We start from the raw sequence: 25958 nt of genomic DNA, 5'->3' as shown, positions 1-25958 counted from the left end.
AGACTCGAGGTAGCAAGAAAGGAAGGACTGATGGCTGTCGCAGGAAGACAGTCACAGGATGCGAACCAGGAGAATGACGGAGAGATCATGAATGTGAGATTCACTGATAATTCACTGATAATTCACTGCCCCTGTCGGACTCAGCCTGTGTTCATGCGCCTCTCCGCGTGCTCAAAAATTTTCGCTGTTATTTTCGCTGTTATTGGCCGGATCAGTGAAAAAGCAGTGAATTGATAAAAGAGGATCGATCCCGATTTTCCCACCCCCGATTTGTACCAACGTGCTTGATTACATTGGTACGGTGCGCACGCGAAACCTATCCTGCTTGCCCATTGAGTGCGATAGTTTACGCGTATGGCCGATTTGCAAGACGAACTCGTAGGCTTGCGTGCGCAAGTAGCTGCGCTGACCGCCCGCTTATATCGCGTGGAACAGAGACTCGGTCTGGAAAGCGAGTCGCCGCGGGAAGCTCCAGTTGTCAAACATGAAGCTGCGAAAGCGCCATACCCCTTAGCTCCGCCACCGTCCACTCCAGCTAAACCGTCGGAACCTCTCCCAACGTTCTTGGCCGGGCCGCTGTCATCGTCAGCAGCAGTTAGAGCAGAGGAGGACGAACTCGAAGGCCAGATTGGCAAGCTATGGCTGAACAGAATCGGGATTGTTGCCATCCTGGTAGGTGTCTCCTATTTCATCAAGTACGCCTTCGACAACGGCTGGATTGGGCCCGCAGGTAGAGTTGCACTGGGTCTGCTGGCCGGAATCGCGCTCATTCTCTGGAGCGAGCGATTCCGCTCACGGGGACACGCGCCTTTTTCCTATTCGCTCAAGGCCGTCGGCATTGGAACGTTGTATCTGTCGCTTTGGGGAGCGTTCCAGGTGTATCACCTGGTGCCTTCGGCGGCGGCTTTTGTGGCGATGATCCTGGTGACTGCCTCAACGGTAACGCTGGCTCTCACGCAGGACGCGGAAATCCTGGCGGCGTTCGCCATGATCGGCGGTTTCAGCACTCCTCTGCTGCTTTCCACGGGCGAAAACCATGAGGTCGTTCTCTTCTCTTACGTTTGCCTGCTGGACTTGGCGATGCTTGCCGTGGTGAGGGTCAAACCCTGGCGCAGATTGCTGGTTGGCAGCTTCACCGGTACCGCCATCCTTTATGGCGGATGGTTCTTTGAGTACTACACGAAAGAACAGCGTGGCGTTACGACACTGTTCACCTTGATCTTCGCGGCGATTTTCGCAGCCATTCCGCTGCTCACCCCGCTGACGCGATCCCGCTGGCATGCCGGCTTTTCCATCACCCTAACATTCCTGCCGCTTGTGAATGCTGGGGCTGCTTTCCTGTGCTTGCATGCGATGTATGAGGACGAGACTCTCACCTGGTTCGCGCTCGCATTGGCGGGGGCTTATCTCGTACTGAGCAGCCAGTTCAAGCGACGGCTTGGCAGCGACCCCGACGTAGTGAAAACGATCAACCTTTTGCACGTGGCAATCGCTGTAGCGTTCATTACCATAGCCATCCCTCTGAAGCTGAACTCGCACTGGATTACGCTCGGATGGCTGGTCGAGTCAGCCGTACTGCTGTACATCTCGGTCCGAACGCAAACGAATTTTCTCCGTTACTTTGCCGCTGTCACGCTGTCGTTGGGAATCATTCGTCTTCTGATTTGGGATAACTTCAGCGTCGAGACACTGATTTTCAATGCCCGCTTCGCAACATACCTTGTGGCTATCGCGATCCTCGGCGGCATCGTTGCTGCGGCTAGCAGGTCCGCCAGCGAGCGCGAAAGGCCAGCCGTTCGTCTCGCCAGTATTCTTCTGAACCTGCTCGCGCTGATCGCGCTCACTCTGGAGGCGTCTGACTATTTTCGCCGGCAAGCCACGGAGCTGTATCAGATGCACGATCGCGCGGCCGGCGCGTTTCATCAGATTAATCTCGCTCGCAACTTCAGCTACTCACTTATCTGGCTTGCTTACGGAGCGGGACTCATGATGTTTGGCTTTCGTAAACGCTCCGCCTTCGTTCGCTGGCAGGCACTTGTGCTGATCGCCTTCACGATTGGCAAAGTTTTCCTTTTCGACGTTTCCGAATTGCAACAGGGCTATCGCATCCTGAGCTTCATCGCTCTCGGAGGAGTGCTCATGGGAATTTCCTACGTTTATCATCGCGACTGGTTGAAACTCGGCGCGAGCGTAGAAGCAAAATCGTCCGAGACACCCTTTGCATGAAGATGCTTCTTCTAACCCTCGCTTCGCTTCTCCTGCTGATGCCGTCCGGCTCACATTCGAAGTACCAGCGGCCCGTGCAGGTCTCGGCTGCAGGGCAGAACTATGTTGCTGTGGACGAAGCGATCTGGAACCATGCGCGACACGATCTTGGGGACCTGCGGCTGGCCTCCGGTGATAGCGAAGTTCCGTATGCAATCGCCATCCAGCACGGCAGTTCGGAGGAGCAGCGCACCGGAGTCACGGTACTCCAACAGACGACCGTAGGAGAAAAGACGCAGTTCTTAATCGATATGTCCGGAGTGACGGAGTACGACCATGTGCAATTGAAGCTGGCGACGCGAAACTTTGTCGCGCACGCGCGAGTGGAAGGCGCCGATGATCCTCACGCTCGAGCCTGGGCAGGCCTAGGAGACACGATCCTCTACGATCTGTCCCGCGAGAGTCTCGGCTCCAACACGCTGCTGCGCATTCCGCGCGCAACTTACAAGTACTTACGCGTTACGATCGATGGGCCGGTTGCGCCCTCCGATGTTCAAGGCGCGACTTCAGAAATGGCCGAGGAGCATCCGGCGGTGTGGCGGGATGTAAGCGGCGCTCCGGACCAGGCACAATCAGGCAAAGAAACGATTTTCAGTTTCAAAATCTCTGACAAGATTCCAGCCGAGCGTTTGGAGTTTCGCGTTGCTCCATCTCCAAACACGAACTTTCGCCGCGATATCGAACTTCGAGATGATAAAGACAACTGGATAGGCTCGGGCGATATCGAACGCGTGCACATGGTGCGCGGCGGTCGTAAGATCGACTCCGAGCGATATACCGTAGATTTTTCCGGAATCGGACATACAACGATCAAAGTGCTGGTCCAGAACGGAGACGATCGGCCACTTAACTTTACCGGCGTGCGTCTGCAGCAATTGGAACGCCGCCTCTATTTTGAGGCTGCGGGACACGCCCAGCTGACGCTCTACTACGGCGATGAGAAGCTGAACTCGCCCATTTATGACTACGCCAAGCTTTTCCAGCAAAGCAAAAATTCCACAGTAGCGACCTTAGGGGCTGAAGCTGCAAATGCGGCCTACAGCGAACATCCAGATGAACGGCCCTGGTCCGAGCGCCATCCAGTCGTCCTGTGGATTGCGATTATTGCCGCGGTCCTGATACTGAGCGCAATCGCGTTGCGATCCATGCGGACAGCTACCGCTTAAGAACGGCCATAGCGAACGGGCGACGCTTACTCTCACAACCTGCGCTGACCCAGCGGCTACCGCGCGCCGGTACTGCACTTCTGTACCCTGTTCCCTGTACCCTGTTCCCTGTTCTAAGATTTCGTAGCTCGACGAATCTCAGGGGGTTCACCATGTCCACCAGCGCTATTGCCACGCAGCTTAAGCCTTGTCCGATCTACATAGATGGACGTCCGCAGATTTCGCGCGGCGAGGTTTTGATTCAGCACAATCCGGCAACGGGGGAGCCCGTGGCTGAGATCCCGATTTGCACACATGAGGAAGTTTCTGCGGCTATCGCTTCGGCGCAGGCTGCGTTCCCGGCATGGAGCGCTACGCCGGTGATGAACCGGTGCCGCGTACTCTTTCACTTCCATCAACTCATGGAGAAACATGCCGACGAGCTGATAGCGCTGGTAACGGAAGAAAATGGCAAAGTTCGCGAGGAGGCCCGCGGATCATTCCAGCGTGGGTTGGAGTGCGTGGAATTTGCTTGCGGCGTCTCCAGCATGATGATGGGCGAGACCGTGGAGCATGTCGGGGCGGACGTGAATGGTTGGTCGACGCGGCATCCATTGGGCGTCTGCGTGGGAATCACTCCCTTTAATTTTCCCTTGATGGTACCGCTCTGGATGTTTCCCGTAGCCATCGCTTGTGGAAATACATTTGTGCTGAAGCCCTCAGAGCGCGTACCCCGAGCGTCGGTGCGCCTGCTGCAGCTGTTGTATGAGGCTGGACTTCCAGCTGGCGTATTGAACCTTGTGCATGGAACCAAGCCGGTGGTTGATCAGCTGCTTACCGATCCGCGGGTGAAGGCAGTGTCCTTTGTTGGATCGAGTAGCGTGGCGAAGTACGTCTATGCAACCGCATGCGCGAATGGCAAGCGCGCGCAGGCGCTCGGCGGCGCGAAAAATCATTCAGTCGTGATGCCGGATGCGGACATGAAGCACTCGGCGAGCACAATCATGTCATCCTCATTCGGATGCGCAGGCGAGCGTTGCGTGGCTACTAGCGTGGTCGTCGCCGTGGGCGAGGCGGCCGATCCGCTGCTGGCTGCGTTGAAGAAGGCTGCGGATGAGATGAAGGTAGGCGATGGCATGGATCGTAGCTCTGTGATGGGTCCAATCATCAATAGCGAAGCCAAGCGGCGCATTCTGAACTATATCGATATCGGTGAGCAGGAAGGCGCTAAGCTGGCGCGCGATGGACGCAAGGATTCTTGCTGTGACAATGACGGATATTTCGTTGGTCCGACGATCTTCGACAACGTGAAGCCCTCGATGCGGATCGCGCGCGAGGAGATCTTTGGTCCATTGCTGTCCGTGGTTCGCGCTAAGAATCTCGAAGAGGCGATCGAGGTGGTCAACTCCTCGGAGTATGGGAACGCCTCGTCGATCTTTACCAAATCGGGGCAGACTGCACGCGAGTTCAGCGCCAAGGTGCAGACAGGGATGGTCGGAATCAACGTCGGCGTGCCTGCTCCAGTAGCGATCTTTCCATTTACCGGCTGGAAAGGCTCGTTCTTCGGCGATCTGCATGCGCTAGGGAAAGATGGCGTAAAGTTCTATACCGAAACGCGGGTGGTGACGTGCAGGTGGTAGCTCCTCGATTGTCATTCCTCGCCGCTGATTTGCGGCGAGGAATACTTATGAGTACTGGCTCTTCCGGGACCAATCGAGAAGAGCGAACACAAGGGCCACAAAGGACAACGGCGAGGTCACGAAAGACACAGGAAAAATGTCAGAGGCCCACGTATGTCGCGCGCTTCAGGAAATTCCCGCTTCCAGCTTTGCCCAGGAATTTGTCGTTCTCTACGAGCACACGTCCGCGGGACATCACTACGTCGGGCATTCCCTTCACTTTGATGCCTTCGAACATTGAGTAATCCACTCGCATGTGGTGAGTTTTGGCGCTGATCGTATGTTCGCGATTTGGATTAAAGATCACAAGGTCGCCGTCGCTGCCCACAGCGATCGTTCCTTTGCGCGGATAGAGTCCGAATATCTTCGCCGGGGTAGTTGAAACAAGTTCGACGAAGCGGTTCACGCTGAAGCGTTTCTTTCCTACTCCTCCGGCATAGACGAGGCTCAGGCGATGTTCAATGCCAGGTCCGCCATTAGGAATCTTGGTGAAGTCATCTTTTCCGAGCTCTTTCTGTTCTTTGAAACAGAACGGACAGTGATCTGTGGAGACAACTTGCAGGTGATCGTTCTTTAAACCGTTCCAGAGCTTTTCCTGGTGCCACTTCTCACGCAACGGCGGAGTGAAGACATATTTGGCACCTTCGAAGCCAGGTGCGTCCATCTCCTCCAGCGAGAGATACAGATATTGCGGACAGGTCTCGGCGTAGACAGGCAATCCACGATCGCGAGCTTCGCGGACCTTTTCTAGCGCATCGTTGCAACTGAGGTGAACGATGTATACGGGAGAACCGGCCATCTCCGCAAGCGCGATAGCGCGGGCTGTAGCTTCGGCTTCGGCAGTAGTTGGGCGCGTGAGCGCGTGATATTTCGGCGCGGTCTTCCCTTCAGCCAGCGCCTGCTTTACGATCACATCAATCGCGCCGCCGTTCTCCGCGTGCATACAGATCATCCCACCACTTTTTGAAGCCGCTCGCATGGCTCGAAAGATAGTGGCGTCGTCCAGCATGAAGACACCGGGATACGCCATGAAGAGTTTGAAACTAGTGACGCCATCGCCAATGAGTTGCGAGATCTCATCGATGCGCGCATCGGGCAGGTCAGTGATGATGCAGTGGAAGGCGTAGTCGGCGACTGCTTTGGGAGCGGCCTTCTGCATCCACGCATCGAACGCCGTGCGAAGCGTTTGTCCTTTGTACTGGATCGCGAAGTCGATGAGCGTTGTGGTTCCACCAAAGGCCGCGGCACGCGTGCCGGTCTCGAAGTCGTCAGCGCTAGTGGTCCCGCCGAAAGGCATGTCGAGGTGGGTGTGAACATCGATGCCACCCGGCATCACGTATTTGCCCGCCGCATTGAAAACGCGCGCGGCGTTCTCCTGAGGCAAGTTCACGCCGACGGAATGAATCTTTCCATCCACGATTGCGACGTCGGCAGTGTAAGTATCGGTCGCGGTAACAACAGTTCCGTTCTTGATAAGAGCATCAAAGGCCATGAGGTCTCCGGGAAAGCTGGGAATCGCAGATTTTATGCTATGCTGCCGAAATTTCCAGCCTATCATTGAGACAGGATCACCATGCATACGGGCCCCAAGCTTACTCCGGAGCAACTCGAAGAGAACTTCGCAGATATTAATCCGCCGCTTACGCCGTCGCTCGCCCTGGAAGCGGCGTCGCGCTGCCTGTTCTGCTACGACGCGCCCTGCATAAAGGCCTGTCCAACCGAGATCAATATTCCACAATTTATTCGGCAAATCCTCACGCAGAATCTTATGGGAGCCGCGCGAACCATTCTGTCCGCCAATGTGCTTGGACATAGCTGCGGTCGAGTTTGTCCAACGTCGGTTTTATGCGAAGGCGCATGCGTTCTAAATGCGGAAGGAAAGAAGCCGGTTGAGATTGGACGTCTGCAGCGGCACGCCGTCGACCACGTGCTCGATCACGGCATCAATGTGCTCAAGTCTGGTAAAGAAAACGGACAGCACGTCGCCTTGATCGGCGCTGGCCCGGCGAGTCTGGCATGTGCGGCAGAGTTGCGACGACTCGGATACGGTGCCGTGATCTTCGATGCCAAGCGTCATCCAGGTGGACTGAATACCTACGGAATCGCTGCCTACAAAATGCGCGCGGCGGATGCCGTACGCGAGATTGAGATGATCCGCGCGCTCGGAGTCGAAATCCGAAACGGAATCACCGTCGGCCGCGACCTATCGCTGGCAGAACTCGAACGCGAGTACGACGCGATATTCCTCGGTATTGGACTCGGCGAAACCGAAGATTTGCACATCGAATCGGAACAAATCCGCCGATGCGGCGATGCGCTCTCTTTTATTGAGAGGACAAAGACCAACGGCTTCGATCATGTGCAAGTCGGCACGCGAGTCGCCGTAATCGGGGGCGGCAATACCGCGATCGATGTCGCTACTGCTGCACGAAGATTGGGGGCTGAAGTCGTGTACATGATTTATCGGCGCGGCCACGAAGAGATGTCCGCATTTGATTACGAATACGATTTGGCGAAGGCCGACGGCGTGACGTTCATCTGGCAGGCTGCTCCTGTACGAGTTGTGCCGGATGCACGCGGCAGAGCGCAAGGCCTGGTTTGTGTAAAGACTGAGCTGGGCTCACCCGATTTATCGGGCAGACGCTCTTTCCGTCCCATTCCCGGAAGCGAATTTACGCTCGACGTTGACATGGTAGTGCGTGCGCTCGGCCAGAAGAAGCTTGCCTTCCTGAAAGACATTCCTAACCTGAGATTGGACAATGGTAAGGTCATTGCGAACTCCGAGACCATGCAGACATCGAATCCAAAGTATTTCGCCGGAGGCGACTGCGTGAACGGCGGTGGCGAGGTCGTGGATGCTGTCGCACATGGAAAGCGGGCTGCCCGAGGAATTCACGCAGCCCTGCATTCGCAGCGGAAAGGAGTCGCGCATGCCTGATCTCAGCATCAACTTCTGTGGCGTACACTCGCCGAATCCTTTCTGGCTGGCTTCTGGCCCTCCGACCAACAGCGCCTATCAGGTGATGAAAGCCTTCGACACCGGTTGGGGAGGAGCCGTGTGGAAGACGATCGGCGAGCCCATCATTAACACAGCGTCCCGCTATGGGTCCATCGATTACAAGCACGAGCGCATGATCGGGCTCAACAACATCGAACTGATCAGCGATCGTCCAATTGAAACAAACTTTCGTGAAATCTCTGAAGTAAAAAAACGGTTCCCGAGGAATACGGTCGTAGCCTCTCTCATGGTCGAATCCAGACGCGAGACCTGGCATGACATCATGCGTCGCTCGCAGGATTCCGGCGCCGATTTGGTGGAACTCAATTTTGGATGCCCGCACGGAATGTCGGAACGGGGCATGGGTGCTGCCGTCGGACAAGTGCCTGAGTACACGACGATGATCACGACCTGGGTGAAGGAAGTCGCAACCATTCCCGTGATTGTGAAGCTCACACCCAATGTGACTGACGTGGCTCACATGGCCCATGCTGCAAAACAAGGCGGCGCCGATGCAGTCTCATTGGTCAACACCTTCAACAGCCTCGTGGGAGTCGACCTCGACAGCTTCGCTCCCCGGCCAAACGTCGGTGGCTATGCCAGCCATGGCGGCTATTGCGGACCCTCGGTCAAGCCCATCGCCCTGCACATGGTCTCTTCTGTCGCCAAACATCCCAAAGTAACAATTCCTATTTCAGGAATCGGTGGAATTGCCAGCTGGCAAGACGCCGTCGAATTCATATTGCTCGGAGCCACTTCAGTACAGGTCTGTACGGCTGCCATGCATTATGGCTTCCGCATCGTCGAAGACATGATAGACGGCCTCTCGCAGTATCTCGAAGACAAGGGCCTCGATTCTGTCATGGACCTGGTGGGCAAGTCAGTGGATCGCATTCGCGATTGGGGCGATCTCGATTTGAATTACAAGATCGTCGCCCGCATCAATCCCAAGCTGTGCATTGGCTGCAATCTTTGCTACATCGCGTGTGAGGACGGCGCACACCAGTGCATCACCGCCGCAGAACGCCCAAAAGGAGATTTGCGCGACGGAGAGATTGCAAAGCATGTGCCGCGAGTATTGGAAAACGAATGTGTGGGCTGCAATCTCTGCGCGCTTGTATGTCCTGTTCCCGGCTGTATCAGCATGGAGCAGGTAGGTATCGGCCGACCGGCGATGAGTTGGCGGCAATTGCAGGAAGCTCGCGGCCGAAGCCCTCAATCCAGTATGGAAGATTTGCTGGCCAAAAGCACATCCGCTGATTAGCAGCCGCTAGAGTTCTATGCCGGTGCGGTACTTGTTGCCAAATGGGTCCGAGACATCAGAAACAGATAGGAGGCGAACGCGATTATGAATCCCACGAACCACGAGTAGTCGTACAGGAATCGCACAGGCGGAACGACAAGACCAATCAGTGCAATACCACTCCCAATCACCAGCGCCGCGATGGCTCGCCAATTGAATCCACTGGAGTACTCGTATGCTGAGCCGCGCAAATACAGATCCTCGACTACCAGATTTCTTCGTCGAATCACGAAGTAATCGCAGATCATGATTCCCGCAACGGGACCGAGCACAGCAGCGTATCCACCGAGCCATCCAAAGATAAACGTGCGGTGATTTGCGAGGAGCTTCCAGGGCATCATAGCGACGCCCATGAAGCAGGTCATCATGCCGCCAACCTTGAATGAAATGCGCTTCGGCCAAAGATTAGAAAAATCGTTTGCCGGCGACACAACGTTGGCACCGATGTTGACGTTTAATGTCGCCAGCAGGATTGCCAGGAGTGAGATCACGACTGCAATCGGAGAATGGAAGCGGCTCAGCAACTGAACTGGATCCCAAATCGCCGATCCATAAATCACAACTGTGGCTGAAGTCACAGCCACGCCAATGAACGAATACAACGTCATCGTGGTGGGAAGAGCTATCGCTTGACCGATGACCTGTCCACGTTGGTCACGCGCAAAGCGCGTGAAGTCCGGGATATTAAGCGAGACCGTCGACCAGAATCCTACTGTTCCGTTTAAAGCGGGAACCAGAAACTTAAGGAAATCCGACGTGTTTTGGAATTTCGACGGCGCTGATAACATCGGGCCGAATCCACCTGCCGATTTGTAAGCCCACCCGAGCAGGAGCAATCCAACGCCCAGCAGAATCGGCGCGCTCACTCCCTGTAGGAACCGGATGTACTCAATTCCCTTCAGCACGACGATCAGGTTGATGCCCCAGAAGATCACGAAGCAGATCGCGACGCCACGAGGATTATTTGCCCACGACGGCCAAAGCGTCGCCAGCAGACTGTTAATCGCTTCCCCGCCGATCCAGCTTTGAATGCCAAACCATCCGCAAGCGACCAAGGCGCGAAGCACGGCCGCAACATTCGCTCCCAGGAGTCCAAAAGACGCGCGGGCCAGTACCGGAAAGGGAATGCCGTATTTCGCTCCTGGATGCGAATTGAGCAGCATGGGAGCCAGCACGATGGTGTTGCCCACAAATACGGTCAGGACCGCCTGTTTCCAGTCCATTCCACCCTGAATCAGGCTCGCAGCCAGCATGTAAGTCAGAATGTTTACGGACATCGAGACCCAGAGGGCCGCGTAGTTGTACGTGCCCCATGTCCGATGTGCCGCGTCGACAGGCGCGAGATCGTGGTTGTAAAGAGGACTCTCTTCGATGCGGGTATTGATTTTGATCTCGCGCGAGAGCGTGCTCATGTGATTTGTTAGTTATTACCTCGCGGCCGCAACCGCCGGCTGACGAACGGCGCTCAAGGCTTCGTCCATGATCCGAATAGCCTCATCCACGTCGCTCTTGGCGATGTTCAGTGGCGGTGACATGCGAATGACATTGCCGTACAGCCCACCTTTACCCACAAGCAGGCCGCGACTGCGACACTCTTCCATGAACTGCGTTGTCTCCTGCGGAGCCACTTCTTTAGTTTTGCGGTCCTTCACGAATTCGAGCGCTTGCATCAGTCCCATTCCGCGGACATCGCCGATGAGATCGTGTTTGTCCTGAAGGCTCTGGAGTCCCTGGCGGAAGTAGTTGCCGACGACGTCGGCATTATCCATGAGGCGATCTTCCTCGATGAGATCGATAGTGGCCTTTGCGGCGACGCTGGTGACAGGATTGCCGCCGAAGGTTGAGATTTGCAGCCCCTTGAAGCTCCCCGCGATCTCGGGTCGAGTTGCAGTAAGACCTATCGGCGTACCGTTGGCCAGACCTTTTGCTGACGTAATGATGTCGGGGTACACCTCCCACTGCTCGATGCCGAACCATTTCTTACCCGTGCGTCCCCAGCCCGTCTGGACCTCATCGGAGATGAACAAGCCCCCGTACTGCTTGACGATGTTGAAGACAATCTTGAAATACTCCTTCGGCGGCGTAATAAAGCCGCCTACCCCCTGAATCGGCTCAGCGATAAACGCGGCGATCTGGCCAGAAGTAGCGGTCTGGATCACGGCTTCCACGTCCTTCGCGCATTCAATACCGCACTCCGTTGGCTTCATGCCAAAGGGACACCGATAACAATAGGGATTCAATGCATGAACGATGCCGGGATTGGAAACAGGCAGCGACTTGCGCCACGTGCCGTGACCCGTGAGCGACTGCGCAAGCTGCGAGCGTCCACTGTAGCCGTGACGCAGAGCGACGACCTCGAAGTTTCCCGTATACATCCGTGCGATCTGAACAGCAGTCTCATTCGCCTCAGTGCCGCTGTTTGAGAAGAAGCTCTGAGAAATTTCTCCAGGCGTGATCTGAGCAATCTTCTCCGCCAGAGCCACGATCGCTTCGTTCGGAAACAGAGTCGAAGCATGCTGCAGCTTGTCGATCTGAGCCTTCACCTTCGAAGTGACGCGCGGATTGGTGTGACCAACCGAGATGGTGACGATCCCGCCGAAAAAGTCGAGATACTTTTTTCCATCGGCATCCCAGAGATACTGCATGCTGGCGTGATCGGTGACGAGGGGCTCGGAGTAATACGTCGTGATGGATGGAAACAAGTACTGCTTATGTTTGCGAATAATTTCTTCTTTAGTCATCAGAACCCCAACAATTAACGATTAGCAATTAGCGATTTTCCTGGGTAAAGAGGCCGCATACTGCGTCCTACGACGCCGCTCGGGCGATCTTCCCCGCCTGCGCAACCAGCGGCTCGTAGGAGTCTGGACGCCGATCGCGGAAGAACTGCCATGTCTTTCGCACTTCGGCGATCATGTCTAAATCAAGATCGGCCACAACGACTTCGTCTTTGTCGCGGCTGGCTTGCGCGATGATCTTACCGCGAGGATTGCAGAAGTAGCTCTTGCCATAGAATTCGCCAATTGCCCATGGCTTCTCAACTCCAACTCGATTGATTGCTCCAATGAAGTATCCGTTCGCGACAGCATGTGCCGGCTGTTCAAGCTCCCACAGATATTCGGAGAGACCAGCAACCGTAGCAGAGGGATTGAAAACAATTTCTGCACTATTTAGTCCGAGAATCCGCGCGCCTTCCGGAAAGTGCCGGTCGTAGCAGATGTAAACCCCGACTCGCGCATACCGGGTCTGAAAAACAAGATACCCAGTATCACCGGGCGTGAAATAAAACTTCTCCCAAAATCCGGGAGCCACTTGCGGGATATGGTGCTTTCTGTATTTCCCGAGATAAGTTCCATCGGCATCGATAACCGCGGCAGTGTTGAAGTACAACCCAGTCATTTCTTCTTCGTAGAGCGGGACGACGATGACCATCTTGTACTTGGCCGCCAGCTTCTGCATGAGTTTCGTCGTTGGACCGTCAGGAACCGGCTCTGTCATCTCATACCACTTCTGGTTTTGCTCGGCGCAGAAATAGGGCCCGTAAAAAAGTTCTTGCAAGCACAGGACCTGCACCTTCTCTTTCGCAGCCTGCTCAATTAACTTCAGGTGCTTGTCGATCATTGCCTTTTTGATCTTGGCCATGCTGTGATCTGGACCAAGAGGATTATGGGCCTGGATCAGGCCACAGCGGACAGTTCGGGACATTACCTACCTCGAAGTGAGAATTGCTGGAAGCTGAATATATAACGCCTCATGCGCTCAGGGCACTGAAATTCATCGTGGAGTGCATCTCGCCGCAAAGTCAAGAAGGCGTTTGATGTTTGACTAGCTGCGCCTAACAACTCAAGAAAGTTACTCTAGAGCCTGTCATTCCGAAGCGCCTTATGTCGGCGTGAGGAATCTTTTTGCCTCGGCATCTAACCGGACAACAGATCTCCCTTTATTCGAGATGACGGTAGAGTGATCAGGCGACCCGGCGGTCCAGGTTCAGCAGTGAGCGGCCCGAGATCTGCTTCAGAATCCCAGTAACTTCGGAGAGAATTTTCATGAGTTCCGACGCCAGGCATCGCGCAAAGTCGCGGGTGAGCCCTTTAGAAACGGCAGTGTCATACGAGTGCTGTGCTTCGACGATCTGGTGCCGAACCGGTTCAGGGAGAAAGTCGCCATTGTCTAGAAGCGGTACCAAATGACGCTCGTGGACGAGCTCCAGTGCCTGATTCGCAGGCACAAGATCGCTTGTAAGGAGCTGGGCAGCTGCAAACAACTGCTCTGCGGCGAAAGCTAAACTAACGGCCGAATCCCACTGCAAGGGTGGCGCTCGTATGGACGAAGGATTTTCTGACTATTACTGAATTTTAGATGCAGCGATACCGCGAATATTCGGCTAACGGACACTGATTCGAAGAAAAAAAAGAAGTTCAGCTACTCGGCTAACTCCGAGCCACACTCGCGGAGCAGCTCTCGCGAGAGTCCCTCAAGATCAGGAAAGATCGTCGTCTCTGAGACTCCGCACGTGCGCAGATCATTCAGGACAGCGTCGGCAGCGTTCGTATCAATACCAATCCGAAACAGAATACCCGGATGGCGTGCCGCCACCGAGATGAGTCCATTGCGGTCCCGGCCATGAATCGTGAAGCGGCTTCTCTGAACGGCCAACCGGCGAGAGACATGAATCGGATCAACGGCAATAGGTAGTTCTGGCCGTAGTTGATCACGAGCCGACTCCGGAAGGTATCCAGAAGCCTGCGGCTCATTGCTGAGCACAACGGAATCGGTCTGACACACGACTTCGTTGAGCCTGACGGGGTTTAATACCCATACCGCCGGAGGCATTGCTTGCGACAAGGGTGAGCGAAGAGCGAAATACAAGGCGATCAGCGCGCTGTCAGTCCAATCCAGCAGCCGCGTGGGTGCGTTGTGGTGACGCATGAGGAAGTACCATTCCCATTCATCCTGCGGCTCGCGCTCTGCCACCATCTGAATGCCACGGCGGCGAAATTCGCGTCTGATATCCCATTCGTTCGCCTTTTCATATCGAAAAAGACTTGGTATCGGATCGTGCTCGCGGTCGGCGCCGCGAAACCACAATTCCCGCTGCTTGCGTCTGCGGGAGGGCAAGCTGTCGCGAATCTCGAAGATAGCTTGTAAGTATCCGAGCAAAGACTCTGCCCGATGCTCTTCAATTTGAGCGCGTACTGATTCGCGATCCGTGGTCTTCACCAGTTTGGAATTCCTGCCAGACACCAGCAGTGAGATGCGTTGTCTCTCAGTCTGTGCGGCTTGTAATTCAGCCCAGAGATGGCGATGCGAGCCGCTCGGTCGCGATTGGAAGACCAAAAGAAAAGACCGACCCATGGCCGAGTTGGCTGGTAACACTAATGCGTCCGCCGTGCGCCTCTACAATCGCCTTCACGATAGCAAGTCCCATTCCGGTACCCTGCACCCGATATCGCTGGCTTTGCCCCCGGTAAAACTTGTCAAAAATTAGAGATCGCTCCAGGTCATCGATACCACTCCCCCGATCAGCGACGCTCGTGAGGAGACGATCGCGGTTCACCTCAGCGCTCACGAAAATCGGCGACTCCGGTTGCGAGTACTTCACCGCATTCTCCAATAAGTGCCGAAGGACCTTCGTGATCCACATCGCGTCCATAATCGCCGAAGGAAGCTGCTCAGGTACTCGCACCTCGACTCGATGCCCTTCGAGCACCTGCTTTGAGTCATCGAGCGCAGCGTCGATTACCTCCCGAATCGCATGAGCATGCAGCTCAAGCTTCACTTCATTTGCATCCAGCTGCGCCATCTCCACTGCTTCGCCAACGAGACGATTCAGTCGGTCGCTCTCTTCATCAATTACCGTCAGCAGTTCCTGTCGCTCCTCCCCAGCAAGCTGAGGCTGCGTCAGCAAGCTGCTCACCGAAGCCTTAATGGACGTGAGCGGTGTCCGAAATTCATGAGTGACTGAATCCAGCAGCGCCGAGCGCAGTCGCTCGCTCTCGCGCGCCGCTTCGGTGCGCGTGACCTTCTCAACCGCGGCCGCTCGCTCAACGGCAACAGCGATCAAGCTTCCAACCGCTTCCAGCGTCTCCTGAGAAACGTTGCTTCCAGACATTGCCAAAATTCCCAGCGAACGAATTCCCATGCGAATGGGAACGAAGCACACATCGCCGTCGCGACCGAGCACAAGTTCCGAACGTGCGGCAGCGATCTTTAAGGCCTCCTTGCTGAGAACGCCGTCATCAGCTGCGGAGCGGTACACCCGATCCCGGTCGCTGACGTAAACCGCTGCCTGGCTGGCGCCAAAGGTCTCCAGCAAATGACGCGGAATCGCATTGAGCAATTCGACCACGTTCTCGGTCACGAGAAGTTGCTGGCTGAACGAATAAAGCCGCTCAACGTCACGTCGACGTTCGTCCGCTTCCTGCGCCTCACGTCTCACGCGCTCGGACAAATTGCTCGCTACTACTGCAGTGATGAGAAACGCAAACAACGCCAGCCAGTTCTGCGTATCGGCAATCGTGAACTTCCCGATAGGAGGTAGAAAGAAAAAGTTAAACGCCAGTGCTGCGATCAACGACATGAAGACCGCGACGGTGAGTCCCCAGTTCGCCGAAACAATCAAAACGGCAAGCAGGAAAGTCAATGCTACGGTGGTCGGATTGAGCTTCACCACGCGCGTGTAGAAGACAACTATCACGGCAACGATGGCTGTCGCCGCAATGAATCTGAATGTCTTCCCGAGCGCCGGACTCACGCCGCGATTGTAGCCGAGTTCGACAATTCAGCACTGCTCGCGCAGAATGTAACGAAATGCCCAAGAGTCCCGAAGAGTGGCTGGAACAAACCGCGCCCGAGAAGCGGGCGGGAACCTTCAAGCTCATTCTTGGCTATGCACCCGGTGTGGGAAAGACTTACAACATGCTGAGCGAGGCCATTCGCCGGCATCGACGTGGGGAGGACGTCGTCATTGGGGTGATTGAAACGCATGGAAGAAAAGTAACGGCCGAGCTTGCGCAGCAGCTGGAGGCGGTCCCGCGCAAGAAGATCGAATACAAAGGCACTATCTTCGAAGAGATGGATGTGGATGCCATTCTGGCACGTAAGCCGCAGGTAGCGTTGGTGGATGAGTTCGCGCACACCAATGTGGAAGGCAGCAGGCACTGCAAACGTTACGAAGATGTTCTGGACCTGCTGGACGCCAAGATCGATGTCCTCTCGACCATGAACATTCAGCATCTCGAGAGCATGAATCCCACGATACAGAGCATCACGGGCATCCAGGTTCGCGAAACCGTTCCCGATTGGGTCCTGCAACGCGCCGATGAGATTGTCATGGCCGACCTCACTCCTGAGGCGCTGCAAACGCGCATGCAGCGTGGGGACATCTACCCGCTGGATCGCGGGGAAAAAGCGCTTAAGAACTTTTTTCGCCGGGGAAATCTGATGGCGTTACGCGAACTCGCACTGCGACAGGTAACGCACTTGGTCGATCGCAGTCTGGATGCTTACCTGAAGAAGAAGAACATCGATCAGAACTGGGGAATTCGAGAGCGCATCGCCGTGTGCATCAGTTCGCATCTAGAGTCGCAGCAACTTATTGCCCGTGGGGCCAGAATCGCGGACCGCATCGGAGCCGATTTCTTCGCGGTTTACGTCGAACAGGAGAAGGATCGAGAGCCCGATCGAGCCCGAAGTCTCCATTCGAACTTTCAGTTTGCCGAGAGTCTGTCGGCCAAAATCGTGAGGCTGAAAGGAAAGGATATCGCTTCTTCGGTTGCCGAATTCGTTGGCAAAGAGAACATCACGCAGGTGGTCTTCGGTCGCTCGGCCGTGAGTGGATGGCGCGAATACCTTTATCTTGGCGCGATTCAGCGATTCCTGCGCAACGCTCCGCCAGTCGACGTACACATCGTCACGCAGAGGGTCGACTGACCGTGGCCGGGCGCCGAATCCTTGTCGTCGACGATGAGCCGCAGATCACGCGCGTGCTGCGCACTACGCTTTCCAGCCATGGATATGAGATACGCGTTGCTAATGATGCCGTCGCCGCCCTCGACGTAGTGAATGACTGGCCGCCGGAGCTGATCATCACCGACCTCTCGATGCCGGAGATGAGTGGCGTGGATCTCACTCGCAAGGTCCGAGCGAAGTCAGAAGTGCCGATCATCGTTCTCTCGGTGCGCGGCGAGGAGCGCTCGAAGGTCGAGGCACTCGACGCCGGCGCCGATGACTATGTGACAAAGCCGTTTAACATGAGTGAACTTCTGGCGCGCGTGCGCGCAAATCTTCGGCGCTTTACACCGCCGAAACCCGAGGAGCAGGAAATCAATGTCGGCGATTTCAAAATTGACCTTCCGGGACACAGGGCTGTCGTGCGCGGACAGGAGGTGCGGCTCACGCCGAAGGAGTTTGACCTCTTGGTGCATTTTGCCCGCCATCCCGACAAGGTAGTAACCCACGCCGTTCTGCTGCGTTCTGTGTGGGGACCGCAGAGCGTGAATCAGAACGAATATCTCCGTGTCTTTATTGGACAACTGCGCAAAAAGCTTGAGGCGGACAGCGATAAACACTACATCACGACTGAGCCTTGGGTTGGCTATCGTTTCACTCCAGGGGAGTAATGCCCCGCCTCAGACGCTACTCACGATTCTGTCCAAACACTCGTCTGTTCCTCACCAGGTAAGTGATCATCGCTCCTCCAATGGGAAGACTAATGATGGTCCGCCAATCATGAGCGATGAACGTATTCGCAGTATCGCCGAGGAGATTGACGCAGAGGATTCCAGCAGCGGTGACGTAACCCCATCGCCGGCAACGCCACAAACCTAAGGCCGCTACTGCACAGGCTGTCGCAATAATCACCATCACGATCACAGCCCAAAATCGAATCGCAACGAAAGCGTCCCGCGCACGCGGATTTAACCGCCACAGCGGCTCAAGGATGCTGCCCGGGAACAACAGCATTCCAGCTGCAAGCGATGCCATCAGTACGCCAAAGACAAAGAATAAGGTCAGGAGAGTTACGCCCGCTGGACGGGTTGTGGTCGGCATTGTGAGTATTATCCATTTCGCGCGGAATGCTCTTTCTAAGTGTTGAATGATGGCGTTTCCTTCGCGATCCACTGGCATTCTCGATTTTCTGCACAATACCACGGTTAATTTTGCGCTGGATGGGGCAAGCGCTCTCGGTTACGGCACAGACACGCATCTCAGGTGTGAATTTCAACGGCAGACAAGGTTCGCAAGGGAGCAGCCGACGCGATCCAGCTACCTGCGGGAGAATGGCGGGGAGATCCCCAAACAATTGCAGCTTTCGATCGACACGATCGCTCGCTCTGGCGGCACGCCGCTTATCGTTGCTGAGAGAAACCGTGCCATGGGCGTCATGCACCTGAAGGATGCGTGAAAGGCGGCATGAAGGAGCGCTTCACTCAATTGCGCGCGATGAGTATTCGCACCGTGATGATCACCGGCGATAATCCTCTCACCGCCGCAGCGATCGCCCGCGAAGCCGGAGTGGATGACTTTCTTGCCCAAGCTATACCCAAAGACAAGATGAATCTGATCCGCCGTGAGCAAACGGACGGCAGGCTCGTGGCGATGATTGGCGACGGCACGAACGACGCACCCGCACTGGCTCAAGCTGATGTCGGCGTTGCCATGAATACCGGCACACAAGCCGCCAAAGAAGTAGGCAACGTGGTGGACCTCGACTCCAACCCTCACTTTTCTGCGGGGAAAATTGCCTGCCGGATTCCCTGAAGCAGGGTATTCGACTCATCGAGGCGAGTGAAGGAGCTGAGTCCTTCGTGTGACCCGTTCTCAGTGCAACCTTAGTTGTTAGTTGAGCACTTCCCGAGAGTCAGGGCACTTTAGTCATCTATTTTTCCCTTTCGAACCGTGGCACATTCGGCACTTGCAGTACACCGCAATTTGCAAGCCACCGAGGGAAGAATGAATTTCACGTCTAAGAAAAGATTAATGCTCACAGTGTGGGCTCTCGGGGTAGTGACCCTACTCACAGTGAGCTCAATGTATGCCGCGCAACCAACAACCATGGGACCTGAGGGCGGCGATGTTCGCACTCTGGCCTACGATCCGCAGAACCCTGACCACATCCTGATCAGCACCAGCGCTGGACAGATGTTCTCATCGGACGACAACGGTAAGACCTGGTCGCGCTTCGCCCGCATCGGCGAAAGCGAATACGTTCTCGACCACATCTATTTTCATCCTACCGACTCCCGCATCGTCTATGTTGCCGGCTGGAGCGTCCTCGGCCAGAACGGCGAACTGTTCCGCACCGAAGACGGTGGCCGGAGCTGGTCTTCACTGAAGGACATGAAGGGGAAATCGATTCGCTCGCTGACGATCGCGCTGTCGAATCCGAAGATGATCGTCGCCGGCACGCTCGATGGCGTTTACCGCAGCGATGATGGCGGCAGGAAGTTTGCCCGCATCTCGCCCGACAACATTCACAACGTTCAGTCGCTCGCAATCGATCCGAAGGACACGAATGTGATCTACGCCGGAACCTGGCGCCTGGCTTACAAGACCAGCAACGGCGGCGAGACTTGGCAACAGCTCGCTAAAGGAATGGACGACGACTCTGACGTGTTCTCGATGGCAATTGATCCGAAGACGCCATCCACGATCTACGCCAGCGCCTGCACCGGCGTCTACAAGAGCATCAATGGCGGACAGCTCTTTAAGAAAGTCGAAGCCATCCCAGTGAACTCGCGCCGCGTTCGCATCATCAAGCAGGATCCGAACAACCGCACCGTGATCTACGCGGGCAGCACGACCGGCCTGTGGAAGAGCGTGGACGGTGGACTGAAATGGCGTCGCGTTTCCGCAGCCAACCTGGTCATCAACGACCTGATGATCGATCCTCGCAACTCGAAGCGCGTTCTTCTCGCCACCGATCGTAGCGGCATTATGGCCAGCAACGATGGCGGTCTGACCTTCGCTTCCTCGAACATCGGGTTTGCGCATCGTGAGATCCGCGCGCTCCTGCTCGACAAGTCCCAATCTGACACCATGTTTGCCGGTGTCGTGAACGATAAGTCATTCGGTGGCGCCTTCCTCTCCGCTGACGGTGGTTTACACTGGTCGATCATCAATAAAGGACTGAACGGCAGCGATGTATTCACGCTGGCACAGGACTCCAGTAACCAGCTCATCGCCGGAACCAACAACGGACTTTTCCGCATGGAGCCCACAACCCGGACGTGGAGCAGCGTCTTCACGACCGCTGCCTGGCATCCATATGTAACTGACCTGCACATCGACGGCGACAACTGGTTTGCCGGCACCACCACCGGACTGCTCTTCTCGCATGACGGTGGCCGCTCATTCCAGGTGCAGCGCAACAGCGGTAAGGAGCCAATCACGATCGTCCGCAGCAGCGGCAACCGCGTCGCGGCCGCCGGATATCGCGAACTCCTGACCTCCAACAACGACGGCCGCAGCTGGGGCAAGATGGAATCGCCTTCAGTCTCGGTCATTACCGGAATGATCCTCGATCAGGACGGTCGTCTATGGGTCTCCTCGCCCGAAGGCCTGTTCCACGAGAAGGCGATGGGCGGATGGGAAACAGTAAAGACCGATCTAGGCGGAATTAAGTCCCTGACCTATGACCAGAATCTGCATCGCATGTACGCGGTGGCAGACGGTTCAAACGAAGTTTTCGCCAGCACCGATGGCCGTAAGTGGACTTCAGTGTACGAAGGCGGATACGCAGTTCATCAGGTTGTGCCTGCCGGCAACACGCTGCTGGTAGTCACCAAGTACGACGGCATCGTGAGCTCGAATACCAGCGACCTCAACGCAAAATTGGCCGCCAACAAATAATTCCCTAACCAACTGTTCAACCAACAGGCGGGACTTGTAAGAGTCCCGCCTTTCTTCTTCTTAGGTCCGGCTGCCCCGGGGTTCTGACTCCAATTGCAGGCTCTCCGTTCGCGACAACATCGCGCAGACCGGTCTCTATGGGATTCGATCCGTCTGGACACTTTTTGTACGTGGGTGACTACGACGAACCGAAGATCACAGCATTCCAGATCCACAGCTCCGGCGCGCTGACTCAGGTTCCTGGTTCGCCATTCACAAACCGCGATACTCCGATTTTTGGACTTGTTACCGATCTATCCGGAAGATTCCTGTACGTTCGGGCGAACACAAGTATCACGGGATACACCATCGATCAGAACTCCGGCGCACTTGCAACGCTACCCGGGTCCCCCTTCTTCTTTGTGCCTCGAGATCCACAGCCGTTGGGACTCGTGGCCGTCAAGTAGGGCGCATTCCTCTCTTCGTGAGGTTGGTGTTCTCCTGCTCGCGATTGCAAAGTGTGGGTGCTCCAGCGTTTCGCTAAGTTTGAAGCGTGTGCTTATTCTGCACTGTCATTTGATTTCATCTATCCGTTCAACCGTCCAGTAGCCTGCAACTCGCGATAAAAGCCTAGATCTATGCCACGCAGCATTTTTGTAATGTAGGTGATCTGTCCGTAATGCAGTCCGAAGTGCTCGATTACCTGATACACCGCGTGCAGTCCGCTGACGGTGTAGCCCTGGATGTTGTATGTCGCGAGGAGGTCGGACTCACTGATGCTAGCCATTACCGCTGCCGCATCCTGCAACGTTCTGGCGATCGTCTCCAGCAACTGTCCTGTGGGTATCACTTGCCGCTCCGAGAATTCAGCTGGGCGATTGCGCTTGTCCTCGCGATGATCGAATGGGGCAACCAGCCACTGATTCACGTTTCCATTCAGGTGCAAGATCAAGTTGCCGACGCTGTTGCTCGCTTCATTCGCACGCCACCACACTTGCTCATCGCTGAGAGATTCCACACAAGCGCGCAAACGCGGCCAGTACTCGTCCAGCAACTTCCAGCGGGAAAACTCGATGAATGCAGCGGCCAGGCTTTTCAATGGCATGGCAGGATTATAGCTTTCGGGAGTCCTCAAGATTTCATGATCGTAAGCCAGGGCTGATATCAGAATGGACCACCAGGCATATTCCCTATCTTGCGATCTCATAGCGCAATCGAACTACACCGTCCGGATACTTTCGCGCTGAGCGTAAATGCAGCGAGATGTCCCGATGTCGTGGCGCTATTAGGGGTATACCCTGACCGATGAAGGTCGGGATGACGTGAATATCGAATTCATCGATTTCGCCTGCATCGAGGAATGAGGCGATCAGTTTTCCCCCGCCCATCATCCATATATGCTTTCCCGGCTTTGCGCGCAGACGCCGCGCAAAGGCTTTCACGGGTTCCGTTACAAATTGCACGCCCGGCGCAACCTTCTTCGGAGGCTTCTACGAGAACACGTAATTGGCTATCTTCTTATCGAACACCCCGCCTTTGATGCCGTTCTTCTTGCAGTAATCGAGAGTCCAGTCGTAAGTCTTGCGTCCCAGAAGGATGGTATCGATAGACGAGTAGAACCTGCGCATGCCGTAGTCCGCTTTGCGCGGTCGGCGATTCAGCCATTCCATGTCACCATTCGGCTTTGCGATGTAACCATCGACGCTGGTAGCGATGTAGACGATGATTTTTCTGCGTTTTTTCATGACCTTATGTGTGGTTCAAATACTGTGTGACGCGCGCGCCTACTTCGGGCCGCGCGCAGATCTTAGCCGTGCCAAGGAGTCAGCCTCGGAATCCGTCTTCGGACGCTGGCACAGAAGGTCTCATATCATCGCCAAAAGTCTTCTGCAATGTTGGTTCTTCATAGGTGCGGCACGAATACATGAGAGATCGACCCTGCGGCAGCACCGTACGCGAACGAGCGGATGTTCCCAAACAGGAATGCATCGCTGATGATCGGATAACCTGTTTCACGAAAGTTGCGTTGAACGTGAGGCCCTTTGCCCTTCAGCCTACGTGCGGCAAATAGACGGGAACCCCCGCCCGCCGAGGGCCGCCGGATCCACGTAGTTAAAGTCAGCTAACGCTCTACTCGTATCTCAGAGCTTCGATTGGATCGAGGTTGGCTGCTTTGATCGCTGGGAGCATGCCGCTCACGATGCCAACTATGGTCAGAATCACCGTTGAGATGATCAGAGTTGAGGGATCGATGATCAAGCGGATGTCAGCTGCTTCAGCATTCTTCGCGATGGCGCTGTAGAACGTAATTCGCCCCGCTGCGATTGAGATTGCATACGCCAGGATGATTCCCAGAAGTCCGCCGGCGAACGTAATGGTGAGAGCTTCGGCTAAAAATTGGAACAGAATGTGGCCTTTTCGTGCGCCCAAGGCCTTTTCCACACCAATTTCCTTCGTGCGCTGTGAGACGGAAACCAGCATGATGTTCATCAGACCAATACCGCCGATGCCTAGGGTGAGGGCACCGATAAAGGCGAGCAGTACTTTCAGTCCGAGCTTAATGATCTCGAACTGTGTCACCTGCTTCATCGCGTTGTAGAGGAAAACGGCGCGACGGTCCTTCACGTTGTAGCCATGAAGGTGTGCGAGCGCTGCACGGACTCCCTCCTCCACGCCGGTATAGGCAAAGGTGTCGTAATCCATCCAGATGCCGTCTATGTATTGCAAGTCCTTCATCTCGCCCATGGTATTGAACGGAATCAGGATCTGACGGTTGGCGTCATCGTTGCCGCCTTCCTGCATCTTGGCCGTAAGCACACCGATCACTTCGAAGCTCATGCCATCGAGGCGTATCTTTTCCCCGATTGGGTAGCGTCCGGAAAACAGTTTGTTCTTTGCCTCTGAGCCGATCACTGCCACGCGCGCGCGGATTTCGTTATCGTGATCGTCGAAGAAGCGCCCGTAATCAATGGGGAAATTGAGAATCTTCTGGATGTTCGCGTAGTAGCCGTTCACGGGGAAAGTGAACGTGCGATTCTCGTACTGCACGGCATCCTGCTTCCACGCGGAAGGACTCACGTGCTTGATCAGCGGAACGGTGCTTTGGATGTACTCAACGTCTTCGATCTTGAAGCGGATCTTCGATCCCGCTTTCGTCCCACCCGCCTGAAGCGATGTGCGGTTCGGCCAGACTCCGATGATCTTCGCTCCCCAATTGGCAAAGATGGCGTCAACCGCGCGTCCGAAACCGGAGCCATAGGCCAGCAACAGCACCACGGTGGCGATGCCCCACGCCATTCCCAACATGGTAAGGGTTGCGCGACGACGGTCGTGTTTCATGGCGCCGTAGGCTTGTCCGAGGAGATCGCGAACCATAACTACTCCTTTCGCAGTGCTTCTACTGGTTGAAGCATTGCCGCTTTGCGCGCTGGATAAAGTCCGGCTGCAAGTCCCGCCAGCGCCAGACAGCCGATGGCTAACGCAGCGGATGACGGTACCAATTTGGGAGTGTCAAATCCGGGAGGCGCGGGCAATGTGCCTAACGCTGCCATCAAACCCGCCGCGCCCGCCATGCCGATGCCTCCGCTGAGCACAGTAAGCAGTATGCCTTCGAGAAAAAATTGCGTGAGTATGCTGCCATTCGTGGCGCCGAGAGCCTTGCGCAATCCGATCTCACGCGTGCGCTCCGTAACCGATACCAGCATGATGTTGATGATACCGATAGCGCCCAGAGCGAGCGTAACAATGCCGACGCTGCCCAGGAATGCGTTCATGGCGTCGAAGATTTTACCCACCATGCGCTGGCTCTGGATCGTGTCCCACTCCTCGATTGCTTCCTTGTTGTTGGGATCGAACTGGTGATTACGTCCGATAATCCTGTGCACTTCTTCCTTGGCTAAATCGTGATTATCGGGAATGTCTGGCTGGTAGTTGATAGTCGAAACCGCGTCGGGAGTGTCGCCAACGTTGGTCAGAGGAAAAAATTGATGCATCGTCGCGTACGGAATGTAAACGCGATTGTTGGTGCTGTTGTTCTCGTTCACGCCGATGGAACTCACGATTCCGACGATCTGAAAGCGTACGCCATTCAACAGTAAGCTCGCTCCCAAGGCATTTGTGCCGGGATAGAGATTGCGCGACATCTCGTCTCCGATCACAGCGACGTTGCGCTTCTCGGCAATGTCGGCGTCGTTCAGCCACCGTCCTTCCCCAATCGGAATGTAACGAATTTTGCCCAGGCTCGGAGTCGTGCCGTTCACTTGTCCGTTGGCGTTGGTGAGATCACTGACGGCGCGAATGTCGCCGCGATTTATCAGGGTAGCGGCGTTGCGCACATGCTTCGCTTCTCGAACGATGTCCTGATAGTCGCGATAGGTGAGGTAGTACTGGCGCTGTCCGGTACTGCTGCCTGACTGCGCTGGAACGCGACCGGACCACAGCATGATAATGTCTTGTCCCATCGTAGCCATCTGCCGGCGCTGGCCACTACGGAACCCTTCTCCCAATCCAACCAGCAGCAGCAGCGAGCCCACGCCCCAGGCAATGCCGAACATAGTGAGAAACGAGCGCAGCTTGTGTGCCCAGAGGGTCTGCAGGGTCTGGGTAAAGATGTCGAACAAGAGCTGCATGCTGTTCATGGTGTACGCGCAGGGAGATGCTTAAGTTCCTGAAAGACTATTGGTTACTGACGCCGAGCGATCGAGAATGTTCCCGCGGCACACCTTCGCCTCAGCATA

Annotated in this window: 21 protein-coding genes and 2 pseudogenes; 11 read left to right on the top strand and 12 right to left on the bottom strand. The window is 55.6% G+C overall.

Translation table 11 applies throughout. The annotated features are described in order from the left end of the window. Positions 1-30: 30 nt before the first annotated feature. The 4 genes from DMG62_03975 (at position 31) to mmsA (ending at position 5050) form a co-directional block, all read left to right on the top strand. Positions 31-234: a hypothetical protein gene (locus DMG62_03975; GenBank protein ID PYY24173.1), complete on the top strand. Its 204-nt coding sequence runs from the start codon at positions 31-33 to the stop codon at positions 232-234. 120 nt (positions 235-354) lie between these two features. Beyond that, positions 355-2226, top strand: a complete 1872-nt coding sequence (locus DMG62_03970) for a hypothetical protein (GenBank protein ID PYY24172.1) — start codon at positions 355-357, stop codon at positions 2224-2226. Further along, positions 2223-3431, top strand: a complete 1209-nt coding sequence (locus DMG62_03965) for a hypothetical protein (GenBank protein PYY24171.1) — start codon at positions 2223-2225, stop codon at positions 3429-3431. The genes DMG62_03970 and DMG62_03965 overlap by 4 nt, the downstream gene beginning before the upstream one ends. Before the next feature lie 152 nt (positions 3432-3583). Beyond that, positions 3584-5050: a methylmalonate-semialdehyde dehydrogenase (CoA acylating) gene (gene mmsA, locus DMG62_03960; GenBank protein PYY24170.1), complete on the top strand. Its 1467-nt coding sequence runs from the start codon at positions 3584-3586 to the stop codon at positions 5048-5050. 139 nt (positions 5051-5189) lie between these two features. On the opposite strand, the gene hydA is transcribed toward mmsA, so the two are convergent. Further along, positions 5190-6581 (bottom strand): dihydropyrimidinase, encoded by a 1392-nt coding sequence (hydA, locus tag DMG62_03955; GenBank protein PYY24320.1) that lies wholly within the window; start codon positions 6579-6581, stop codon positions 5190-5192. Positions 6582-6662: 81 nt separating this feature from the next. Here hydA and DMG62_03950 point away from each other — a divergent pair, with 81 nt between their 5' ends. Together DMG62_03950 and DMG62_03945 are read left to right on the top strand one after the other, a co-directional pair. Continuing rightward, a complete protein-coding gene (locus DMG62_03950) occupies positions 6663-8027 on the top strand; it encodes a hypothetical protein (protein PYY24169.1) in 1365 nt (454 codons plus the stop codon). Continuing rightward, the gene (locus tag DMG62_03945; GenBank protein ID PYY24319.1) at positions 8020-9351 is read left to right on the top strand and encodes an NAD-dependent dihydropyrimidine dehydrogenase subunit PreA; all 1332 of its coding nucleotides are present in this window, start codon (positions 8020-8022) and stop codon (positions 9349-9351) included. Before DMG62_03950 ends, DMG62_03945 begins: the two co-directional genes overlap by 8 nt. 14 nt (positions 9352-9365) lie before the next feature. Here DMG62_03945 and DMG62_03940 read toward each other — a convergent pair whose 3' ends face one another. From DMG62_03940 to DMG62_03915, 6 genes are all read right to left on the bottom strand, one after another. Then, positions 9366-10802: a nitrate reductase gene (locus tag DMG62_03940; protein PYY24168.1), complete on the bottom strand. Its 1437-nt coding sequence runs from the start codon at positions 10800-10802 to the stop codon at positions 9366-9368. Between the two features lie 15 nt (positions 10803-10817). Continuing rightward, positions 10818-12131: an aspartate aminotransferase family protein gene (locus DMG62_03935; GenBank protein ID PYY24167.1), complete on the bottom strand. Its 1314-nt coding sequence runs from the start codon at positions 12129-12131 to the stop codon at positions 10818-10820. Between the two features lie 67 nt (positions 12132-12198). Further along, entirely contained in the window at positions 12199-13095 is an 897-nt protein-coding gene (locus DMG62_03930) for an acyltransferase (protein ID PYY24166.1), read from the bottom strand. A gap of 259 nt (positions 13096-13354) precedes the next feature. Further along, positions 13355-13699, bottom strand: coding sequence for a hypothetical protein (locus DMG62_03925; GenBank protein PYY24165.1), 345 nt, complete (start codon positions 13697-13699; stop codon positions 13355-13357). Positions 13700-13812: 113 nt separating this feature from the next. Continuing rightward, positions 13813-14745, bottom strand: coding sequence for a hypothetical protein (locus DMG62_03920; GenBank protein PYY24164.1), 933 nt, complete (start codon positions 14743-14745; stop codon positions 13813-13815). Beyond that, positions 14678-16144, bottom strand: coding sequence for a sensor histidine kinase (locus DMG62_03915; protein PYY24163.1), 1467 nt, complete (start codon positions 16142-16144; stop codon positions 14678-14680). Before DMG62_03915 ends, DMG62_03920 begins: the two co-directional genes overlap by 68 nt. A gap of 56 nt (positions 16145-16200) precedes the next feature. Between DMG62_03915 and DMG62_03910 the strand changes: the two genes are divergently transcribed. Both DMG62_03910 and DMG62_03905 read left to right on the top strand, forming a co-directional pair. Next, positions 16201-17322, top strand: a complete 1122-nt coding sequence (locus DMG62_03910; protein PYY24162.1) for a histidine kinase — start codon at positions 16201-16203, stop codon at positions 17320-17322. Continuing rightward, on the top strand, positions 17229-18011 hold the full coding sequence (locus DMG62_03905; GenBank protein PYY24161.1) for a DNA-binding response regulator: 783 nt from the start codon (positions 17229-17231) through the stop codon (positions 18009-18011). The genes DMG62_03910 and DMG62_03905 overlap by 94 nt, the downstream gene beginning before the upstream one ends. 16 nt (positions 18012-18027) lie before the next feature. Here the strand turns inward: DMG62_03905 and DMG62_03900 are convergent, their stop codons facing one another. Then, positions 18028-18519: a hypothetical protein gene (locus DMG62_03900; GenBank protein PYY24160.1), complete on the bottom strand. Its 492-nt coding sequence runs from the start codon at positions 18517-18519 to the stop codon at positions 18028-18030. A gap of 41 nt (positions 18520-18560) precedes the next feature. Between DMG62_03900 and DMG62_03895 the strand changes: the two are divergent. The 3 genes and pseudogenes from DMG62_03895 (at position 18561) to DMG62_03885 (ending at position 21689) form a co-directional block, all read left to right on the top strand. Beyond that, positions 18561-19152: pseudogene (locus DMG62_03895) on the top strand (hypothetical protein). A 192-nt stretch (positions 19153-19344) separates the two neighbouring features. Then, positions 19345-21243: a hypothetical protein gene (locus DMG62_03890; protein ID PYY24159.1), complete on the top strand. Its 1899-nt coding sequence runs from the start codon at positions 19345-19347 to the stop codon at positions 21241-21243. A gap of 137 nt (positions 21244-21380) precedes the next feature. Further along, on the top strand, positions 21381-21689 hold the full coding sequence (locus DMG62_03885; GenBank protein PYY24158.1) for a hypothetical protein: 309 nt from the start codon (positions 21381-21383) through the stop codon (positions 21687-21689). Positions 21690-21808: 119 nt separating this feature from the next. On the opposite strand, the gene DMG62_03880 is transcribed toward DMG62_03885, so the two are convergent. The 4 genes and pseudogenes from DMG62_03880 to DMG62_03865 form a co-directional block, all read right to left on the bottom strand. After that, entirely contained in the window at positions 21809-22429 is a 621-nt protein-coding gene (locus DMG62_03880) for a hypothetical protein (protein ID PYY24157.1), read from the bottom strand. Further along, positions 22413-22967, bottom strand: a pseudogene (locus DMG62_03875) (dihydrofolate reductase). The gene DMG62_03880 and the pseudogene DMG62_03875 overlap by 17 nt, the downstream one beginning before the upstream one ends. A gap of 385 nt (positions 22968-23352) precedes the next feature. After that, positions 23353-24597: an ABC transporter substrate-binding protein gene (locus DMG62_03870; protein PYY24156.1), complete on the bottom strand. Its 1245-nt coding sequence runs from the start codon at positions 24595-24597 to the stop codon at positions 23353-23355. A gap of 2 nt (positions 24598-24599) precedes the next feature. Continuing rightward, positions 24600-25850, bottom strand: a complete 1251-nt coding sequence (locus tag DMG62_03865) for an ABC transporter substrate-binding protein (GenBank protein PYY24318.1) — start codon at positions 25848-25850, stop codon at positions 24600-24602. Positions 25851-25958 lie beyond the last annotated feature (108 nt).

This window comes from Acidobacteriota bacterium (assembly GCA_003225175.1).
Classification (GTDB): Bacteria; Acidobacteriota; Terriglobia; order Terriglobales; family Acidobacteriaceae; genus Gp1-AA112.
The sequence above is the reverse complement of the archived record's forward strand: the minus strand, read 5'-3'. Positions and strand labels throughout refer to the sequence as shown.

What these genes read in the sequence shown, in the direction of transcription:
- DMG62_03975 (PYY24173.1), top strand. Translation starts at nt 31, where the DNA reads ATGGCTGTCGCAGGAAGACAGTCACAGGATGCGAACCAGGAGAATGAC.
- DMG62_03970 (PYY24172.1), top strand. Translation starts at nt 355, where the DNA reads ATGGCCGATTTGCAAGACGAACTCGTAGGCTTGCGTGCGCAAGTAGCT.
- DMG62_03965 (PYY24171.1), top strand. Translation starts at nt 2,223, where the DNA reads ATGAAGATGCTTCTTCTAACCCTCGCTTCGCTTCTCCTGCTGATGCCG.
- mmsA (PYY24170.1), top strand. Translation starts at nt 3,584, where the DNA reads ATGTCCACCAGCGCTATTGCCACGCAGCTTAAGCCTTGTCCGATCTAC.
- hydA (PYY24320.1), bottom strand. Translation starts at nt 6,581, where the DNA reads ATGGCCTTTGATGCTCTTATCAAGAACGGAACTGTTGTTACCGCGACC.
- DMG62_03950 (PYY24169.1), top strand. Translation starts at nt 6,663, where the DNA reads ATGCATACGGGCCCCAAGCTTACTCCGGAGCAACTCGAAGAGAACTTC.
- DMG62_03945 (PYY24319.1), top strand. Translation starts at nt 8,020, where the DNA reads ATGCCTGATCTCAGCATCAACTTCTGTGGCGTACACTCGCCGAATCCT.
- DMG62_03940 (PYY24168.1), bottom strand. Translation starts at nt 10,802, where the DNA reads ATGAGCACGCTCTCGCGCGAGATCAAAATCAATACCCGCATCGAAGAG.
- DMG62_03935 (PYY24167.1), bottom strand. Translation starts at nt 12,131, where the DNA reads ATGACTAAAGAAGAAATTATTCGCAAACATAAGCAGTACTTGTTTCCA.
- DMG62_03930 (PYY24166.1), bottom strand. Translation starts at nt 13,095, where the DNA reads ATGTCCCGAACTGTCCGCTGTGGCCTGATCCAGGCCCATAATCCTCTT.
- DMG62_03920 (PYY24164.1), bottom strand. Translation starts at nt 14,745, where the DNA reads ATGGGTCGGTCTTTTCTTTTGGTCTTCCAATCGCGACCGAGCGGCTCG.
- DMG62_03910 (PYY24162.1), top strand. Translation starts at nt 16,201, where the DNA reads ATGCCCAAGAGTCCCGAAGAGTGGCTGGAACAAACCGCGCCCGAGAAG.
- DMG62_03905 (PYY24161.1), top strand. Translation starts at nt 17,229, where the DNA reads ATGGCGCGAATACCTTTATCTTGGCGCGATTCAGCGATTCCTGCGCAA.
- DMG62_03900 (PYY24160.1), bottom strand. Translation starts at nt 18,519, where the DNA reads ATGCCAGTGGATCGCGAAGGAAACGCCATCATTCAACACTTAGAAAGA.
- DMG62_03890 (PYY24159.1), top strand. Translation starts at nt 19,345, where the DNA reads ATGAATTTCACGTCTAAGAAAAGATTAATGCTCACAGTGTGGGCTCTC.
- DMG62_03885 (PYY24158.1), top strand. Translation starts at nt 21,381, where the DNA reads ATGGGATTCGATCCGTCTGGACACTTTTTGTACGTGGGTGACTACGAC.
- DMG62_03880 (PYY24157.1), bottom strand. Translation starts at nt 22,429, where the DNA reads ATGAGATCGCAAGATAGGGAATATGCCTGGTGGTCCATTCTGATATCA.
- DMG62_03870 (PYY24156.1), bottom strand. Translation starts at nt 24,597, where the DNA reads ATGGTTCGCGATCTCCTCGGACAAGCCTACGGCGCCATGAAACACGAC.
- DMG62_03865 (PYY24318.1), bottom strand. Translation starts at nt 25,850, where the DNA reads ATGCAGCTCTTGTTCGACATCTTTACCCAGACCCTGCAGACCCTCTGG.